General features: G+C 71.8%; 15 protein-coding genes and 4 tRNA genes. 6 read left to right on the forward strand and 13 right to left on the reverse strand.

Annotated features, from left to right (window positions below; all coding sequences use genetic code 11):
• Positions 1-62 precede the first annotated feature (62 nt).
• Both sigK and SM418_RS04915 read left to right on the forward strand, forming a co-directional pair.
• Positions 63-662: an ECF RNA polymerase sigma factor SigK gene (gene sigK / locus SM418_RS04910; protein WP_371939354.1), complete on the forward strand. Its 600-nt coding sequence runs from the start codon at positions 63-65 to the stop codon at positions 660-662.
• On the forward strand, positions 659-1387 hold the full coding sequence (locus tag SM418_RS04915; RefSeq protein WP_371939355.1) for an anti-sigma factor: 729 nt from the start codon (positions 659-661) through the stop codon (positions 1385-1387). The genes sigK and SM418_RS04915 overlap by 4 nt, the downstream gene beginning before the upstream one ends.
• Positions 1388-1493: 106 nt before the next feature.
• Here the strand turns inward: SM418_RS04915 and SM418_RS04920 are convergent, their stop codons facing one another.
• The 11 genes from SM418_RS04920 to manA form a co-directional block, all read right to left on the reverse strand.
• Positions 1494-1784: a hypothetical protein gene (locus tag SM418_RS04920; protein WP_371939356.1), complete on the reverse strand. Its 291-nt coding sequence runs from the start codon at positions 1782-1784 to the stop codon at positions 1494-1496.
• On the reverse strand, positions 1781-2089 hold the full coding sequence (locus tag SM418_RS04925; protein ID WP_371939357.1) for a hypothetical protein: 309 nt from the start codon (positions 2087-2089) through the stop codon (positions 1781-1783). The genes SM418_RS04920 and SM418_RS04925 overlap by 4 nt, the downstream gene beginning before the upstream one ends.
• A gap of 158 nt (positions 2090-2247) precedes the next feature.
• On the reverse strand, positions 2248-3384 hold the full coding sequence (locus SM418_RS04930) for an ROK family transcriptional regulator (protein WP_371939358.1): 1137 nt from the start codon (positions 3382-3384) through the stop codon (positions 2248-2250).
• Positions 3385-3530: 146 nt separating this feature from the next.
• Complete coding sequence (locus SM418_RS04935) at positions 3531-5357, reverse strand: glycoside hydrolase family 3 protein (protein WP_371939359.1); 1827 nt, start codon at positions 5355-5357, stop codon at positions 3531-3533.
• A 110-nt stretch (positions 5358-5467) separates the two neighbouring features.
• Positions 5468-5539: transfer RNA gene (locus SM418_RS04940), tRNA-His, on the reverse strand.
• A gap of 2 nt (positions 5540-5541) precedes the next feature.
• Positions 5542-5614, reverse strand: a tRNA-Arg gene (locus SM418_RS04945).
• A 13-nt stretch (positions 5615-5627) separates the two neighbouring features.
• A tRNA-Met gene (locus tag SM418_RS04950) sits at positions 5628-5700 on the reverse strand.
• 1 nt (position 5701) lies between these two features.
• Positions 5702-5786 (reverse strand) — tRNA-Ser (locus SM418_RS04955).
• A 312-nt stretch (positions 5787-6098) separates the two neighbouring features.
• Positions 6099-6362: a sigma factor-like helix-turn-helix DNA-binding protein gene (locus SM418_RS04960; RefSeq protein ID WP_371939360.1), complete on the reverse strand. Its 264-nt coding sequence runs from the start codon at positions 6360-6362 to the stop codon at positions 6099-6101.
• 75 nt (positions 6363-6437) lie between these two features.
• Positions 6438-7346, reverse strand: a complete 909-nt coding sequence (locus tag SM418_RS04965) for an ROK family protein (protein ID WP_371939361.1) — start codon at positions 7344-7346, stop codon at positions 6438-6440.
• On the reverse strand, positions 7343-8467 hold the full coding sequence (gene manA, locus SM418_RS04970; protein WP_371939666.1) for a mannose-6-phosphate isomerase, class I: 1125 nt from the start codon (positions 8465-8467) through the stop codon (positions 7343-7345). Before manA ends, SM418_RS04965 begins: the two co-directional genes overlap by 4 nt.
• A gap of 208 nt (positions 8468-8675) precedes the next feature.
• On the opposite strand from manA, the gene SM418_RS04975 reads away from it, so the two are divergent.
• From SM418_RS04975 to SM418_RS04990, 4 genes are all read left to right on the forward strand, one after another.
• A complete protein-coding gene (locus SM418_RS04975; protein ID WP_371939362.1) occupies positions 8676-8813 on the forward strand; it encodes a hypothetical protein in 138 nt (45 codons plus the stop codon).
• 69 nt (positions 8814-8882) lie between these two features.
• Positions 8883-10634: an AMP-binding protein gene (locus SM418_RS04980; RefSeq protein ID WP_371939363.1), complete on the forward strand. Its 1752-nt coding sequence runs from the start codon at positions 8883-8885 to the stop codon at positions 10632-10634.
• Positions 10635-10750: 116 nt separating this feature from the next.
• Positions 10751-11650 carry a phosphotransferase family protein gene (locus SM418_RS04985; RefSeq protein WP_371939364.1) on the forward strand — a complete coding sequence of 300 codons (900 nt, stop codon included), beginning with the start codon at positions 10751-10753 and terminating at the stop codon, positions 11648-11650.
• A 67-nt stretch (positions 11651-11717) separates the two neighbouring features.
• Entirely contained in the window at positions 11718-11981 is a 264-nt protein-coding gene (locus SM418_RS04990; RefSeq protein WP_371939365.1) for a TFIIB-type zinc ribbon-containing protein, read from the forward strand.
• A 74-nt stretch (positions 11982-12055) separates the two neighbouring features.
• On the opposite strand, the gene SM418_RS04995 is transcribed toward SM418_RS04990, so the two are convergent.
• Together SM418_RS04995 and SM418_RS05000 are read right to left on the reverse strand one after the other, a co-directional pair.
• On the reverse strand, positions 12056-14599 hold the full coding sequence (locus SM418_RS04995) for a polynucleotide kinase-phosphatase (RefSeq protein ID WP_371939366.1): 2544 nt from the start codon (positions 14597-14599) through the stop codon (positions 12056-12058).
• Complete coding sequence (locus SM418_RS05000; RefSeq protein ID WP_371939367.1) at positions 14596-16017, reverse strand: 3' terminal RNA ribose 2'-O-methyltransferase Hen1; 1422 nt, start codon at positions 16015-16017, stop codon at positions 14596-14598. The genes SM418_RS04995 and SM418_RS05000 overlap by 4 nt, the downstream gene beginning before the upstream one ends.
• Between the last annotated feature and the right edge of the window lie 66 nt (positions 16018-16083).

The following is a 16083-nucleotide window of genomic DNA, read 5'->3' on the forward strand; positions in this document are numbered from 1 at the left end:
CCGGCCCGAGGCGGACCCGGATGCGCAGTGCCGGAGGGACGACCTACCGAGGGGAGCCCGGCATGCCGGCAGAGGCGGGACCGCCGGGCCGCGGCGCGGTGTCCGCACCCGACGCGGACCTGCTGCTCGGCCGGACGGCGCGCGGCGACGAGCGCGCGTTCGAACTGCTGTACGACGTGGTCGCGGCGCCCGTGCACGGGCTGGCGCGGCGGGTCGTCCGCGACCCGGCGATGGCGGAGGAGGTGACGCAGGAGGTGATGATCGAGGTGTGGCGGTCCGCGGCCCGCTACGATCCGGACCGCGGCGGCGCCATGGCGTGGATCATGACGATCGCGCACCGCCGCGCCGTGGACCGGGTGCGGCGCGAGCAGTCCGCGGGCGAGCGCGAGGCGCGGGCCGCCGAGCCCGGGGCGTCCGCGCACGGCCCGGCCGCCGCCGACCCGGTGGCCGAGCGGGTCGAGGCGCGGCTGGAGCACGAGCGCGTGCGGCGCTGCCTGCGGACGCTGACGCAGCTGCAGCGCGAGTCGGTGACGCTCGCCTACTACGGCGGGCACACCTACCGTGAGGTCGCCACCCTCGTCGGGGCGCCGCCGAACACGGTGCGGACGCGGATGCGCGACGGCATCATCCGCCTGCGCGACTGCCTGGGGGTGGAACGATGACGGACGATCCGCACGCCCTCGCCGGCGCGTACGCGCTGGACGCCCTGGACGACGCGGCGCAGCGGCGGCTGTTCGAGACGCACCTCACCGGGTGCGAGACCTGCGCGACCGAGCTGCACGAGTTCCGGGCGACGACGGCCCGGCTGGGCGTCGCGGTCGCCGAGCCGCCCCCGCCGCAGCTGCGCGACCGGGTGCTGGCCGAGATCCGCGACGTCCGGCAGCTTCCGCCGGAGCCCCCGCGCCGCGCCTCCGTGCACCCGATCCGGCCGCGGCGGTGGCGGCGCGCGGTCGCCGCCGGGCTGGCCGCGGCCGCGTGCCTGGTGACGGCCGCGTCCGTGGGTGTCGCGGTCCGCGAACGGCAGCGGGTGGAACGGACGGAGGCGGCGTACCAGAGCGTCGCCTCGGTGCTGTCCGCGCCGGACGCGCGCTCGGCGACGGGCCGCGCCACCGGCGGCGGGACGGTGACGATCGTCGCGTCCGCGTCGCGCGGACGGGTGGTCGTCGCGTCGGACGGGCTGCGGGCGCTGCCGTCGTCGCGGGCGTACCAGCTGTGGCTGATCGGCGCGGGCGGCCCCCGCTCGGCGGGGCTGCTGCCAGCCGACCGGACCGGCCCCGTCGTCGCCGGGACCTGGCGTCCGTCCGACAGGCTGGGCGTCACCGTCGAGCCCGCCGGCGGCTCCGCGCGTCCGACCACCACGCCGCTCGTCCTGCTGAGCCCCACCTGACCCTTGTACCGAGGTCGAGGCCGTCCACGAGCGGAACCCGCGCCACCCGTGGATCCCGGCCGAGGGCTGGACCGCCCCGCCGACCCCTTGCTCCGTGGCCTCCCGGTCACCCCGCCCAGGTGATGCCGGTGATCTGGAACTCCTTGATGTCGCGGAGCACCAGGTACTCGATGGACGCGTCGACGTCGTCCACCGTGACGGTGTAGGCCACGCCGACCGCGTCGAGCGGCCTGCCCGGCGGCGGCAGCCCCAGATCGACGGCGGCGCCCGCCTGCCACGCCAGCTCGCAGAGGAAGTCGACAAGACGGTCTTCGACCGGCTTCGGAAGGGACACGTGAAGAACCTCGCCCGCCGTCTCGGAGCAGAAGACGGTCCAGCCGGCCTTACCGGCGGTCACTCCGCGTCGTCGTCTCGGAGCCGCCGCCCGTTCCGGAGCTCGTCCAGCGAGATCTTCCTGCCCGACTCCATCTCCTTGATCGCCTTGGCGCGGCGCTCCTCCCGGTCGGGCAGCTGGCCGAACATCGCCTCCGCGTGCCACCCGGCCAGCAGGTTCGTCAGCTCGGGCCCGAACGTCGCCCCCATGACCTCCCACAGGAACTCGGCCCGCTTCGCGTCCGGCAGCCACTCGCTGATGCCCGCGATCGTCCTCGGGACCGGCTGGACCTGGCCCGGGAGGAAAGGCTCCACCGGCTGTGCGCTCATGTCGCTCCCGTCTGTCTCGTGCCGTCCCCGCTCACCCGTACACGGGGGACCCTACAACCCCGCACCGACAGGACAGAGCGTCATGTCGCGGAACCCAGCGTGTTCACTTCCCCGGTTTCAAGGGGAAACGGTTCATGGGTGAAGGGGCGGACGCGGCGTCAGGTGCGCGTCGCGCCGCGGTCCAGCCGGAAGAGGTCCTCGTCGATCCGGTCGAGGGCGAGCCGGACGGCGCCGAGCCCCACCGCCTCGTCCCCGAGCTGGGAACCCTCGATCCGGACGGGGCTCGGGCACAGCGGCCGGACCCGTCGGCACAGCTCGGCGGCGAGCGTGCCGCCGGACCGGACCAGCGGACCGCCGATGACGATCATCTCGGGGTCGAGAGCGAGGGCCATCGCCGCGACTCCGCGCGCCATCCGGGCGGCGAGCGCGTTCACCAGGGCCCTCGCCTCGGCGTCGCCGCCGGCCGCCGCGTCCAGGACGCGCGCCGCCCGGTCGAGGGACGGCTCCCCGGCCAGCATCGCCGCGGTGTCGCACAGCCCCAGCTCGGGCAGCGCGCCGACCTCGCCGGCGGCGCCCCAGCACCCCCGGTGCAGCCGCCCGCCGATGAGAGTGCCCGCCCCGGTGTGCAGCGCGGCGTATACGCACACGACGTCGTCGGCGGCGCGGGCGGCGCCGCGCCACCGCTCGGCGAGCGCGGCGAGGTTGGCGTCGTTCTCGACGAGGACGGGACAGGGGAACGAGCGGCTCAGCTCGTGGGCGAGGCGCACCCCCTTCCAGCCCGGAACGACCGAGCAGGACGCGACCGTCCCGTCCGGGGCGACGACGCCGGGGGTGCCCGCGGCGACCGCCCACAGCGACCGCCGGTCGATCCGCACCGCGCCGAGGCACGTCCCGACCGCGGCGCGCACCGCGGCGATCCGCTCGCCGGGCGGGGCCTGGTCGTCCAGCGCGGCGCTGTACCCGCCGACGACCTCGCCGGTGAGGTCGGCGACGAGCAGCCGCACCCAGTGCGCGTCGACGTCGATGCCGAGCGCGTGCCCGGCCTCCGCGCGGAACCGGTACCGGCGGGCGGGACGCCCGACCCCCGCACCCGGGCGCGGCGCGTTCTCCGCGGCGAGACCCCGGCGGATCAGCTCGCCCAGCACGCCCTCGGTGGTGGGCCGGGACAGCGCGACCCGTCCGGCCAGTTCCGACAGCGTCGCCTCACCGCCGTCGCGCAGCGCCCGCAGGGTCGCGGCCGAGTTGAGGCGGCGGAGCACCGAGGGGTCTCCCCCGTGCAGAGGATGTTGCGACACGGCACCTCTTGACGGCGTTCGGCGGACGGACGACATTGTCGCCCGTCGCCCGGTGGAACATGCTCGCGCAATGCCGTACGCGGCTTCGGCAGCGTCAAGGATACCCAGGTCAAAAGGCCGGCCGAAGACGCCAGGGCCGCGCCTCGTCAGTCGTCATAGGCAAGGCCGTGGCCGAACGCGAAGAGGGCCTTCTTGCCGTCGCCCTTGTTGATGGGCTCCTGGTCGGCGCTCCGCATCCACGTCACCGGAAGCCGGCCGCGGGGATCCGCGTGGCCGTACAGGACGTCCGCGACGCCTTCGCCTTCCGTGCCCGGCAGCCAGGCCGCGACCAGGGCGTCCCAGTTCGGCAGCTCCTTGGCGATGTCGAGCGGACGGCCCGACACCAGCACCACGGTCAGCGGGACGCCGGCGCCGCGCAGCCGCCCGATGGTCTTCAGGTCGGCGTCGTCAAGTCCGAGGCCACCGGTCCGGTCACCGTGGTACTCGGCGTACGGGGTCTCCCCCACGACGGCGATCGCCGCGTCGTAGGACGAGTCGATGCCGTTGCCGTCCTTGCTGTAGGTGACGGTCGCGCCCGGGCCGGCCACCTCGCGGATGCCGTCCAGGATCGTGGTGCCCGGGGTGATCGGGCCCGGCCTGCCCTGCCAGGTGATCGTCCAGCCGCCGGACTGCATGCCGATGTCGTGCGCGCTGCGGCCCGCGACGAAGACCTTGTCGTCGTCGTCCAGCGGTAGGGCGCCGTCCTCGTTCTTCAGCAGCACCTGCGACTCCGCGACCGCCCGCCGCGCCAGCCTCCGGTGCGCCGCGCTGCCGATCGTCTTCAGATACGACCGGTCCGCCATCGGACGCTCGAACAGGCCCAGCTCGAACTTCTTCGTCAGGATGCGGCGGTTCGCGTCGTCCACGCGGGACATTGGCACCCCGCCGCCCTTCACCTCGTCCCGCAGGTAGTCGATGAACCGGCGCCACTCGGTCGGCACCATCACCATGTCGATCCCGGCGTTGACCGCGGCGGCGACCTCTTGCCGGGTGAACCCCGGCTTCCCGTCGATGTCGTCGATGCCCTTGTAGTCCGACACGACGAACCCGGTGAAGCCCAGTTCCTTCTTCAACACGTCCGTGATCAGGTACCTGTTCTGGTGCATCCTCAGCCCGTTCCACGAACTGTAGGAGACCATCACCGCGCCGACGCCGCGCTTCACGGCCGCGCGGAACGGCGGCAGGTGCACCGCGCGGAGCTCCTTCTCCTGGACTTTCGCGTCACCCCGGTCGTCGCCGCCCTCGGTGCCGCCGTCCCCCACGAAATGCTTCGCCGTGGCCAGGACGGACGTGGGCCCGCCCAGCCCGTCCCCCTGCAGCCCGTCGATGAGCGCCGTCATCATCGACGGCAGCTCGGGCACCTCGCCGAACGACTCGTAGGTCCGTCCCCACCGGTCGTCGCGGGCGACGCACACGCAGGGCGCGAAGTCCCAGTCGACGCCCGTCCCCGCCATCTCCTCGGCGGTCGCGGCGCCGATCCTGCGGACCAGCGCCGGGTCACGGGTCGCGCCGAGCCCGATGTTGTGCGGGAAGATCGTCGCGCCGAGCACGTTGTTGTGGCCGTGCACCGCGTCCACCCCGTACATGATCGGGATGCGCAGCGGCCCGGCGAGCGCGCCCCGCTGGAACCCGTCGTACATGTCCGCCCAGCTCTCCGGCGTGTTCGGGTTGGGCGCCGACCCGCCGCTGGACAGCACCGAACCGACCCGGTAGCGAGTGATCTCCTCCGGAGTGACGTACCTGCGCTCCGGCTGCGTCATCTGGCCGATCTTGTCGTCCAGGCTCATCCGGCCGAGCAGGTCGTCCACCCGGGCCGCGACGGACAGGTGCCGGTCCAGGTAGGGGGCGGGGCGCTGGTCGGCCCGGACCGGCCCGCCGTACGCGGCGAACGCCAGCGCCGCCGGCAGCCCGAAGGCCAGAAGACGAGACCGCATCGCATGCGGGGAGGAGCTGTGCATGCGGAAGGCTTTTCCAGGGTTGATCAAACGCAACGCAACCGGATATCAGCGCATGGGCAATATCTGACGGTCACCACAGGGCATAGGGCCCTCGATCGGGATCGAACCGACACCTCCAGGACCACAACCTGGCGTGCAGACCACTACACCACGAAGGCCGCATCTCCGGCAGGAATCGAACCTGCGACCTCCGGGTCCGCAACCCGGCGCGCTCTCCACTGCGCCACGGAGACATGTTCTACCGCGTGCCGAGTGCAGGAATCGAACCTGCCCGTTGCGGGCTATGAATCCGCCGGATACACCAGCATCCTCACTCGGCGCGGAGGGTGCGAGATTCGAACTCGCGCAGGGGTGACCCTGACCACGGCTTAGCGGGCCGCTGCCTTTCCACTCGGCCAACCCTCCGGAAAATAAAAAAAGACCGCCCGTGGTCTGCGGGCGGTCGGCGTCGAACGTAGTGCTCACGTCCGTCGGCAACTCCCGAGACCGGAAAGGCCGCTGCTGTGCATTCGATGACGAAGCATTTCCCAACCTCCTCCCGGTCTCGCTCCGAACAACACCCATGATGCCGCGCCGATTCCCACCCCGGCAACCTATTTGCGGCCCACTCACCGAACCCGGTTCCCGCCCGCCTCGGACAGCCGGGACGGCGTGCTGCCTGGCCTCCCGTCCAACACCTTCAGGACGGCCGCCGCCGACCTCGCCGCCGCGCGGACGTCACACAGTGGGGCGCGGCGCGTCCAGCGCCGAGCTCAACGCGCGGAGCGCCTGGTAGACGCGGACCTTGACAACGTCTACCGGCACCCCCAGCGAGGCGGCGGCCTCGTTGACCGACCGGCCCCGGAAGACCGTCTCGGTGAGGATCTCGCGGTGCGCGGACGGCAGCGCCTGGAAGGCCCGGGCGACCACCGCGGGGCGCATCCGCTGCCCCGGCATACCGGGGACCAACGAACCGGTGTCTTTGCCCATTCGCAGTGCCACGCAACGAACCTCGCACCACATCCCCCCGACCGCGCCCCCCTTATGCCCGCGTTAAGGAAGCGTTGAGGGTGGGGGTCAGAGGGGTTGGTGGAGGGTCGTTCCGGAGGCGAGGAGGGCGAGGGCGGCGGCGCCGTAGAGGCCGGCGTCGCGGTCGAGGGTGGTGGGGGCGACGCGCAGGTCCTGGAGGTGGGGCATGCCGGCGCGTTCGGTGATGGCCCGGCGGAGCGGGTCGAGGAGCAGGTCGCCTGAGGCGACGCCGCCGCCGATGACGACGTCGCGGACGTCCAGGACGGCGGCGGTGCTGAGGATCGCGGTGGCGAGGGCGTTCGCGGCGCGGTGGAAGGCGGCGCGCGGGATGCGGGCTCCGTCGCGGGCGGCGGCGGCGAGGGCCTTGGCGTCGGGGCGGCCGGTCGCGAGGGTCCAGCCCCGGGCGAGTGCCCAGCGGACCATGCTGGGGCCTCCCGCGACCGTCTCCAGGCAGCCGCGGGCGCCGCACACGCAGGGTTCGCCGTCGTGGTCGACGAGGACGTGGCCGATGTGGCCGGCGTTGCCGGTCCGTCCCGTCCAGGGGCGGCCGTCGATGACGAGGCCGCCGCCGACGCCGGTCGACACGACGACGCCGAGCAGGGACGTGGCGGGGTGACCGCCGCGCCACCATTCGCCGAGGGCCATGCACTGCGCGTCGCCCGCAAGGGAGACCGGGACACCGGGTACGAGGCGCTGGACGGCGGCGACGAGCGGGTAGCCGCGCCAGCGGGGGATGTTGATCGGGCTGACCGTGCCGGCGCGCGTGTCGATCGGGCCCGCCGAGCCGATCCCGACGCCGGTGACTCCGGGCTCGGCGAAGTCGGCGACGAGGCCGCGGAGGGTGGCGGTGGGCGACTGGCCGACGGGGTGCTCGGCGCGGTCGAGGAGCTTCCCGGACGCGTCGACGCGGGCGACGGCGAACATGCTCCCGCCGATGTCGAGGGCGAGGACGGTCATGACCCGATACCCGGGAGCACGCGGTAGAGCGTTCCCTTTCCGGCGAGGCGGGTCGCGGGCGCGGCGGCGGGGACGAAGGCGGCTTCGCCCCGGGTGAGCGTCAGGGTTCGGTCGGTGGTGAGGCGGGCCTCGCCTTCCAGGCAGAGGAGCGTCTGGGGCAGGCCGGTGGGCAGTTCTTCGGGGTCGTCCGTGAGGTCGTGGTGGACGAGGGTGAACTCCGCGGCGGTGGTCCGGTAGCTGTTCTTCGTCGGTTCGACCCGGGCCGGGGCGGACGGGACGAATTCCACGACGCGCATCAGTTCGGGGACGTCCATGTGCTTTCCGGTGAGGCCGCAGCGCAGGACGTTGTCGGAGTTCGCCATGACTTCGATCGCGAGGCCGCCCAGATAGGAGTGGGGAACTCCGGCGTCGAGGAAGAGGGCTTCGCCGGGCTTGAGTTCGACGTGGTTGAGCAGGAGCGCGGCGAGGATTCCGGGATCGCCGGGGTGGGCGCGGGCGATGCCGGCGTAGACGCCGGTGAGGGCGGGTTCGACGGCGGCCAGGACAGGGCGGGAACTCTCGTCCAGCATCTGGGTGAGGACGGTGCGGAGTGCTTCGGCGGGGGGCTCCGTCCGGAGGGCGGCGATCCAGGGACGCAGCCCGGGAACGGCGAGGCTTTCGAGGAGGGCGGCCGTCTCCAGGGGGGCCCGGAAACCGCAGAGGCCGTGGAAGTCGGTGAGCGCGCAGACCATCTCCGGTTTGTGGAAGGGGTCCTTGTAGGTGCGGGTGCGGTCGTCGATCGGGATGCCGCACGCCTCTTCTGCGGCGAACCCGGCCTCGGCCTGCGCCATGGTGGGGTGCACCTGGAGGGACAGCGGTTTCTCGACTGCCAGCACCTTGAGCAGGTAAGGGAGCGTAGGGCCGAACCGGGCCACCGAGGACGCGCCGAGCATGCCGGCCGGGTCGCGCCCGATGAGGACGTTGAGCGGCGTCCCGTCCACCGACGAGGGGGCCGCCGGATGCGCGCCCGCCCACAGCTCCGCCTGCGGAAGACCGGTCGGCTCGGCGCCGAGCAGCTCCGGCAACGCGGTTCGCGACCCCCAGTCGTAGGGGCGGATCACGGTGGACAGCGGCAGGGGCACCAACCCGCGCGTTCTCCTTACTCGGTGCGCCACGTCGGGAAGTCGGCGCTCGTGAAGGACAGAGTACAAGCGCCGGGCTCGCGCGGGCACGAGGCCCGGCCCACGTGATCAACACGACACCAGGACGCGGCGACGGCCCGGTGAACCTTCGACGGCCCCGCCGTCGAACTGATAAGGGGGACGGTTTCCGGCGGGCCGAACCCTTAGGATGAACGCCGGGGAGGTGGTGCAGGTGGGCAAGCACAACAAGCCGGCGACGCGGGCGTGCCCCGGCTGCAACGGGACCGGGACCAGCACCGCCACCCACGAGAAGTGCAACGTCTGCCGCGGCACGGGACGCATCTGAGCCCTCACCCCGGCCAGGGGATCTTGAAGCGGCGGCGCGGGCCTTCGAGAAATGGTTGAATCAGGCGCTATGTGGCACTCGTCACTGCGCTCGAAGCCCTGGCGACGGAGTTATCAGCCCGGTGTTCCCGGCGATTTCGAGATTCCGGACATCCCCATCACGCGGCTGCTCGACGATGCCGCGGACCGGTACCCGCGCAAACCGGCACTGATCTTCTTCGGCCGGCAGATCTCCTACCGCGACCTGCGCGAGGCCGCGGACCGGTTCGCCGACGGCCTGCACCGCCTCGGGGTGCGGCCCGGCGACCGGGTGGCGCTGATCCTGCCCAACTGCCCGCAGCAGGTCATCGCGTTCTACGGGGTGCTGCGCCTCGGGGCCATCGCCGTCCAGCACAACCCGCTCTACACCGAAGAGGAGATGCTCCGCCAGCTCGCGGACTGCGGCGCGCGGGTGGCGGTCGTCCTGGATCGTTCTTTCGCGACGGTGCGGGCGGTGCGTTCCCGGCTGAGGCTGGACCACATCGTCGTGACGTCCCTGCTCGACTTCCTCCCGGCGTCCAGGCGGATCGCGCTGCGGCTGCCGCTGGTGCAGGCGCAGCAGCAGCGCGCGGCCATCACGGCGGACGTGCCGCACGATCCGGGCGTCGTCCCGTTCAAGGAACTGCAGCAGCGGGCGCGCCGCCCGGTGGGGCAGCTGCCCGTCGAACCGGCGCGGCACCTGGCGGCGATCCTGTACACCGGCGGGACGGAGGGGCGTCCCAAGGGCGCGATGCTGACGCACCGGAACCTCGTCGCGAACGCGTGCCAGCAGCACGCGTGGGACGTCGACGGGCGGCCGGGACGGGACGTGACGCTGGCGGTGCTGCCGCTGTTCCACTCGTTCGGCCTGATGAGCTGCCTGGTCGCGCCGGTGATGACGGCGGGGGCCGTAGTGCTGCTGCCCCGGTTCGACGGCGACCGGGTGGTGAGCGCGATCCGCAAGTACCGACCGACCATCTTCCCCGGTGTGCCGACGCTGTACGAGCAGGTGCTCGACAGCCCACGGTTCCGGCCGGACGACCTGCGGTCGCTGCGCATCTTCATCTCCGGGGCGATGAGCCTGTCGCAGGGCACGATCGACCGGCTGGAGCGGCTCGGCGCGAAGGGCCTCATCAACTGCTACGGGCTGACGGAGGCGTCCCCGGCCGTCACCGGGAACCCGCTGGACGGCACCGCCCGGAACCTGACCGTCGGGCTGCCGCTGTCCATGACCGACGCCGTCGTCGTCGACCAGGACGAGCCGACGCGGGTGCTGCCGCCCGGTGCGGCCGGAGAGCTCGTCGTGCGCGGGCCGCAGGTCTTCGCCGGCTACTGGAACGCGCCGCTCGCCACCGCGCAGACCCTGTCGAAGGGCTGGCTGCGCACGGGTGACATCGCCGTAATGGACGAGGATGGCTTCATCACCATCCTGGGGCGCATGCGGGACATGATGAAGGTGAGCGGCTTCACCGTGTTCCCGACCGAGGTGGAGAAGGTGCTGCGCCGCCACCCCGCCGTCCACGACTGTGCCGTGGTCGGCGTGCCGGACGCCCGGCGCGGGGAGCGCGTCATCGCCCACGTGGTGGAACACCCCGCCTACCCCTTCTCGGCCGAGGAACTGCGGACGCACTGCAAGCGCTACCTGTCGCACTACAAGGTGCCGGCGGAGTTCCGCCCGCGGACCGAGCTGCCGAGGAACCCGCTCGGCAAGATCGTCCGGCAGCGGCTGCGGGACGAGTTCGCTGAGTCCGCGCAGGAGCGGATGGGCTCGGCCCACAGTGGTCGACCGACCCACAGTGCCTGAATGACGCACAGTGCCTGAATGACGCACAGGGCCTGAATGACGCACAGGGCCTGAATGACGCACAGGGCTTAATTGACGCACAGTGCTTGGCCGACGCGGGGTGGTTCACTTAGTGGGTGCAGACCGAGACCGTCCAGTCCGGGCTCTTCGCCCGGCTCGTTGAGATCGGGCGCGATTCGGCCCGCGCTGATGCGTCCCCGGAAACGCTCTACGACCGGCATGGTGTGCTGGTCGTGCGGGTCGGTGACGTGGTGGTGAAGGCGCACCAGGCCGATCGTGAGCACGGGCCACCGTTCCTCGAACGGATACGGCTGGCGAGCACGCTTCCGGAACTCCTGATAGGACCACAGAGCCCGCCGCTCACCGTGGACGGCAGGACGGTCACAATCGCGCCATTCGGTGAGCCGGTCGATCCGGGCCAGGAGCTTCCCTGGGAAGAGGGGGCGCGGCTCTTGGCTGCTCTCCATTCGGAAAGTGTTCCGGCAAGAGCACCGTCTTGGGGGCGTCCGACGCGTGTGGCGCGCCTTGTCTCACGGCTTGGCGAAGGTCCGGCCGAGGACGAGGTGAGACGCGCGTTCGCCACCCTTCCGGCCTGGATCCGCGGCGAGGAGGACGAGCCCGCCGGACGGGCGGAGCACCTCATTCACGGGGACTGGCACTTGGGCCAGATGGTCCGCGCGCAGGACGGACGCTGGCGGCTCATCGACATCGAGGACATGGGCAGAGGAGACCCCGCCTGGGACCTCGCCCGACCTGCGGCGCTCTACTCCGCCGGGGTTCTCCCGCCGGACGACTGGGGGCGGTTCCTGGGCGCCTACACGGCGGCCGGAGGCCCGGCGGTCCCTACCCGGGACGACCCTTGGACGAGGCTGGACATACCCGCACGAAGTCTTGCGATCCAGATAGCCGCGACGTGCGTCATATCCGCAGAAAGGGATGATCGGACACTCGACGAGCCAGAGCAGGCGATGATCGACGCCTGCGCGAGAATATCCGCGGCGGGGGACGCGGCATGACGTGGCGCGAAACCTGTCCTACGTTTAGCCTCTACCTGGGGATCCAGACCGGAAGGACGACAAGGCGATGCACTGCCCTAAGTGTCGTGGCGTGATGCGGACCTACACCCGCAGCGGCGTCCACATCGAGCAATGTGACAGCTGCCGGGGGATCTTCCTCGACTACGGCGAGCTCGAGGCCCTGGCCCAGATGGAGGCGCAGTACCGTGCGGCGCCCCCGCCCGCCGCGGCGCCGGGCTGGGGGTCGCCCGGGCCGGCGGTGCACCACCATCACCACGGGCACCGCCGCCCGCACCACGGCAGCGTCTTCAACATGCTCTTCTCGACCTGACGTGTCCCGATGCGGCCCGCCCCCGGCAGGAGGCGGGCCGCACGCATGTCACGGGCGCGGGTCACGGGCGCGGGTCACAGGCGCGGGTCGACGGGCTCGGACTCCAGCGCCAGGACGGCGAAGACCGCCTGGTGGACGCGCCACAGCGGCTCCCCGGCGGCGAGCCGGGCGAGCGCCTCGGCGCCGAGCGCGTGCTCCCGCATCGCCAGCGACCGCTTGCGGCCGAGGGACCTTCGGCGCAGCCGGTCGAGGTTCTCCGGCTCGGTGTAGTCCGGGCCGTAGATGATCCGCAGGTACTCCGGCCCGCGGCACTTGACGCCGGGCTGGATCTTCGCGCCGTCCGGGAACGGCCCCAGCGGCTTGACGACCATGCCCTCGCCGCCCGCGGCGGTCAGTTTCTCCCACCATTCGGTGACGGCGGTCTCCGACCGCGGCGAATCCAGGTCGACGGTCACCGACTCCGTCCGCTGGATGAGGCCGCTCGCGTCACCGTCCGCCAGCCGTGCCGCCACGACCATGTGCCATTCGTGGTCGCGTGCGTCCGCCCAGGAGCGGCCTTCTCCCGCGAGGACCTGGAACGGGGCGAACCGCATGCCGGTCACTCCGTCGACCGTCCAGCAGTAGCGCGCGTAGGCGTCACGGAAGCGGGACGCGTTGGCGGCGCGCCGGTCGATGTGCTCGCGGAGGCCGCCGAGGTCGAGACCCCGTGCGTCCGCGCGCGCCAGCACGCCGGAGGCCATCGGAAGGGCGGCGCGGGCTGCCGCCCCGGTCGCCGCGTACTGCGTGCGGATGAGGTCCATGGCCTTGGCCGACCACGGCAGCAGTTCGCCGTCGATGACGAGCCATCCGGTGTCCAGCTCCTCCCAGAGCCCGGCCGCGCCGATCGCGGTGCGGAGCCGGTCCAGTACCTCGGTGGTGCGGGACGGGTCGCGGAAGAACGAACGTCCGGTGCGCGTGTAGACGGCGCCGGTCGTCCCGTCGGTCACGCCGAAGCGTTCCACGGCGACGGCGGCGTCACGGCAGACGACGGCCACGGCGCGGGAACCCATGTGCTTCTCCTCGCACACCGCAAGGGTGATCCCTTTGGTCCGGTAGGCGGCCAGGGCCTCGGCCGGGTGCTCTAGGTATCCGGGCAGGGTCGAGGTGTCGGCGGGCGCCATGGTGGGCGGCAGGTAGACGAGCCAGCGCGGGTCCACGGCGAACCGGCTCATCACCTCCAGCGCGGCCATCGCGTTCTCCTCGCGGACGGCGACGCGGCCCATGAGGCGGGTCTCGACCCCATGGTTGCCGAGGACGTCACTGATGTTGAGGACATCGTTCTCCCGCTGCACAGGCGCGGAATCCGCCAAGGGGCGCGTCGGCTCGTACCAGACCTGACGGGCCGGAACCGACGCCAGTTCACGCTCCGGATAGCGCAACGCGGTGAGCTTTCCACCGAACACGGCACCGGTGTCGAGGCAGATGGTGTTGTTGACCCATTCCGCATCGGGGACGGGGGTGTGCCCGTACACGACCATGGCCTTGCCTCGGTAGTCACGCGCCCACGGGTACCGGACGGGAAGCCCGTACTCGTCGGTCTCCCCTGTGCTGTCGCCATAGAGCGCGAACGAGCGGACTCGTCCGGACGCGCGGCCGTGGTACTCCTCCTTCAGACCGGCGTGGGCCACGACGAGACGGCCGTCGTCCAGCACGTAGTGGCTGATGAGGCCGTCCATGAATTTCAGTGCGCTTTCGCGGAAGTCGTCGTCCTCGGCGGCGAACTGCTCCAGGGAGTTCTCCAGGCCGTGCGTCACCCGCACCTTGCGTCCGCGAAGAGCACGGACGAGTTTCGCCTCGTGGTTACCCGAAACGCACAGTGCGTCGCCTGCGGCGACCATGCCCATCACCAGACGCAGCACGCCCGGAGTGTCGGGCCCGCGGTCGACGAGGTCGCCGACGAACACGGCGGTGCGTCCACCGGGATGGTTCGCTCCCACGGCACGGCCCTGCACGTCCTGCTCGATCTCGTAACCGAGGTCGGTGAGAAGGTCCTCCAGCTCCGCGCGGCACCCGTGCACGTCGCCGATGACGTCGAACGGGCCGGTCAGCTCACGCCTGTCGTTCCACGCCTTCTCGTAGGCGATGGTCGCGGCGTCGATCTCCTCGGCGCCGGTCAGCACGTGGTGGCGGCGGAACGCGCGGGTCAGCTCCCGCATCCCGCGCCGCAGCTCGCGCCGCTGGCGCGGGATCACGTGCGGCGGGAGGTTCCGGTCGGGGCGGGTCGCGTTCCGCTCGGCGGCGAGCCCCTCGGGGACGTCCAGGACGATCGCGACGGACATGACGTCGTGGTCCTTGGCGATCCGCAGCAGCGCCTGCCACGCCTTGGCCTGCACGTTCGTCGCGTCCACGACGGTCAGCAGTCCGCGCCGCAGCCGCTTGGCCACGATGTAGTGGAGCAGGTCGAACGCGTCGCCGGTCGCGGACTGGTCGTTCTCGTCGTCCGACACGACGCCGCGGCAGAAGTCGGACGAGACGACCTGCGTCGGCGCGAAGTGCCTGCGCGCGAAGTGGGACTTGCCCGATCCGGTCACGCCGACCAGGACGACGAGCCCCATCTCCGGTACCCGGATCTCGGTCATCGGGTGAACACCCCCATCTGGGTGGGCGCGCCGACCTCGGGGTCGTCGTCGCCGACGGGCAGGTGGCGGACGCGGTAGCCGTGCGCGGCGGCGACCCGGTCCGCCCAGGCGCGGAACTCGGCCCGCGTCCATTCGAAACGGTGGTCGGAGTGGCGCATCGCGTCCGGCGCGAGCCCCTCGTAGCGGACGTTGTGCTCGGCGTTCGGGGTCGTCACGATGACCACGCGGGGCGCGGCGTGCCCGAACACCACGCGCTCGACCGCGCCGAGGCGCGGCGGATCGATGTGCTCGATGACCTCCATCAGCACGGCCGCCTCGTAGCCGCCGAACCGTTCGTCCGCGTAGGTCAGCGCGCCCTGGAACACGTCGCGGACGCGGTCGCCCTCGCGGCGCGGCCGCCCGTCCCAGCGGAGCCGCCGCCAGGCGTGGCTCAGTGCGCGATGCGACACGTCCGTCCCGGAGATCTCGCTGAAGAAGTCGTCCTTGGCGAGCAGCGACAGCAGTTTCCCCGAGCCGCAGCCAAGGTCGATGACGCGCCGGGCGTTCTCGTCGCGCAACGCCTGCATGACCGACCGCAGGCGGTGTTCGGCAAGCGAAACGGTCTTCTCCTTCTGTGGCTCGTCCTCGGTAGGCGTCGGCTCCTCCTCGACCTGCACGGGGTCGAGTTCCTCTTCGGGAGCGTCCTCGGTATCGGCGAGGCGGCCGAGAGCGGTCCGGACGAGACCACGCCGGTTGGCCAGGTAGCGGCGCGTGATGGCGCCGCGGTCGGGGTGCGCGGCGAGCCAGCCCTCCCCGGCCCGGATGAGCTTGTCGACCTCGTCCGGAGCCAGCCAGTAGTGCTTGGCGTCGTCCAGGACGGGCAGCAGCACGTACAGCTGGTTGAGCGCGTCGGCCAGCCGCAGTGTCCCGGTCAGCGTGAGCGTGACGTACCGGGAGTCGCCCCATTCGGCGAACTCCGGATCGAGCGAAACCGGCACAGCAAACACATCCCAGCCCAGCGGGGCGAAGAATCGTTCGGCCTGCCCTGGCCCGCCCCTACACGGAAGAGCCGGCAGGACGATTTCAAGCGGGATAGCCGACTCGGCAAGTTCGGGACGCAGATCGCACCGTCCGCGCATGGCGGTACGGAAGACGTTCGCCATCGCCGACGCCAGCAGCGACGACGCCGCGTAGGGGCGGTCGTTCACGTACTGGCCGAGTGAGAAGTCCGGCGTGCCTCTACCGCGGGTGCGCACGAGCTTGACCGGGTCGACGTCCAGTAGCAGGGCCGCCGTGCAGCGACGCTCGTCCGCGTCGGGGTAGAAGACGTGCGCGGTGCCGAAGGACTGCTCGAATCGCTGCACCCGGTCCGGATGCTTGTGCAGGAGGAATCCCAGGTCGGTCGCCTGGTCCATGGTCGTCGTGATCGTCAGAAGCACGCCCCAAGTGTGGCGGACCGCAGCGAATACCCCACATCCTTTTTTTTCAGGAAGAAGGTCCAGCAA

The organism is Actinomadura chokoriensis, assembly GCF_041463665.1.
GTDB lineage: Bacteria > Actinomycetota > Actinomycetes > Streptosporangiales > Streptosporangiaceae > Spirillospora > Spirillospora chokoriensis_A.

Excerpts from the sequence above, each read along its gene's own strand:
- SM418_RS04995 (WP_371939366.1), bottom strand. The coding sequence starts at position 14,599 with ATGACCGAGATCCGGGTACCGGAGATGGGGCTCGTCGTCCTGGTCGGC.
- SM418_RS04935 (WP_371939359.1), bottom strand. The coding sequence starts at position 5,357 with ATGCGGTCTCGTCTTCTGGCCTTCGGGCTGCCGGCGGCGCTGGCGTTC.
- SM418_RS04915 (WP_371939355.1), top strand. The coding sequence starts at position 659 with ATGACGGACGATCCGCACGCCCTCGCCGGCGCGTACGCGCTGGACGCC.
- SM418_RS04980 (WP_371939363.1), top strand. The coding sequence starts at position 8,883 with ATGTGGCACTCGTCACTGCGCTCGAAGCCCTGGCGACGGAGTTATCAG.
- SM418_RS04975 (WP_371939362.1), top strand. The coding sequence starts at position 8,676 with ATGAACGCCGGGGAGGTGGTGCAGGTGGGCAAGCACAACAAGCCGGCG.
- SM418_RS04965 (WP_371939361.1), bottom strand. The coding sequence starts at position 7,346 with ATGACCGTCCTCGCCCTCGACATCGGCGGGAGCATGTTCGCCGTCGCC.
- sigK (WP_371939354.1), top strand. The coding sequence starts at position 63 with ATGCCGGCAGAGGCGGGACCGCCGGGCCGCGGCGCGGTGTCCGCACCC.
- SM418_RS04990 (WP_371939365.1), top strand. The coding sequence starts at position 11,718 with ATGCACTGCCCTAAGTGTCGTGGCGTGATGCGGACCTACACCCGCAGC.
- SM418_RS04925 (WP_371939357.1), bottom strand. The coding sequence starts at position 2,089 with ATGAGCGCACAGCCGGTGGAGCCTTTCCTCCCGGGCCAGGTCCAGCCG.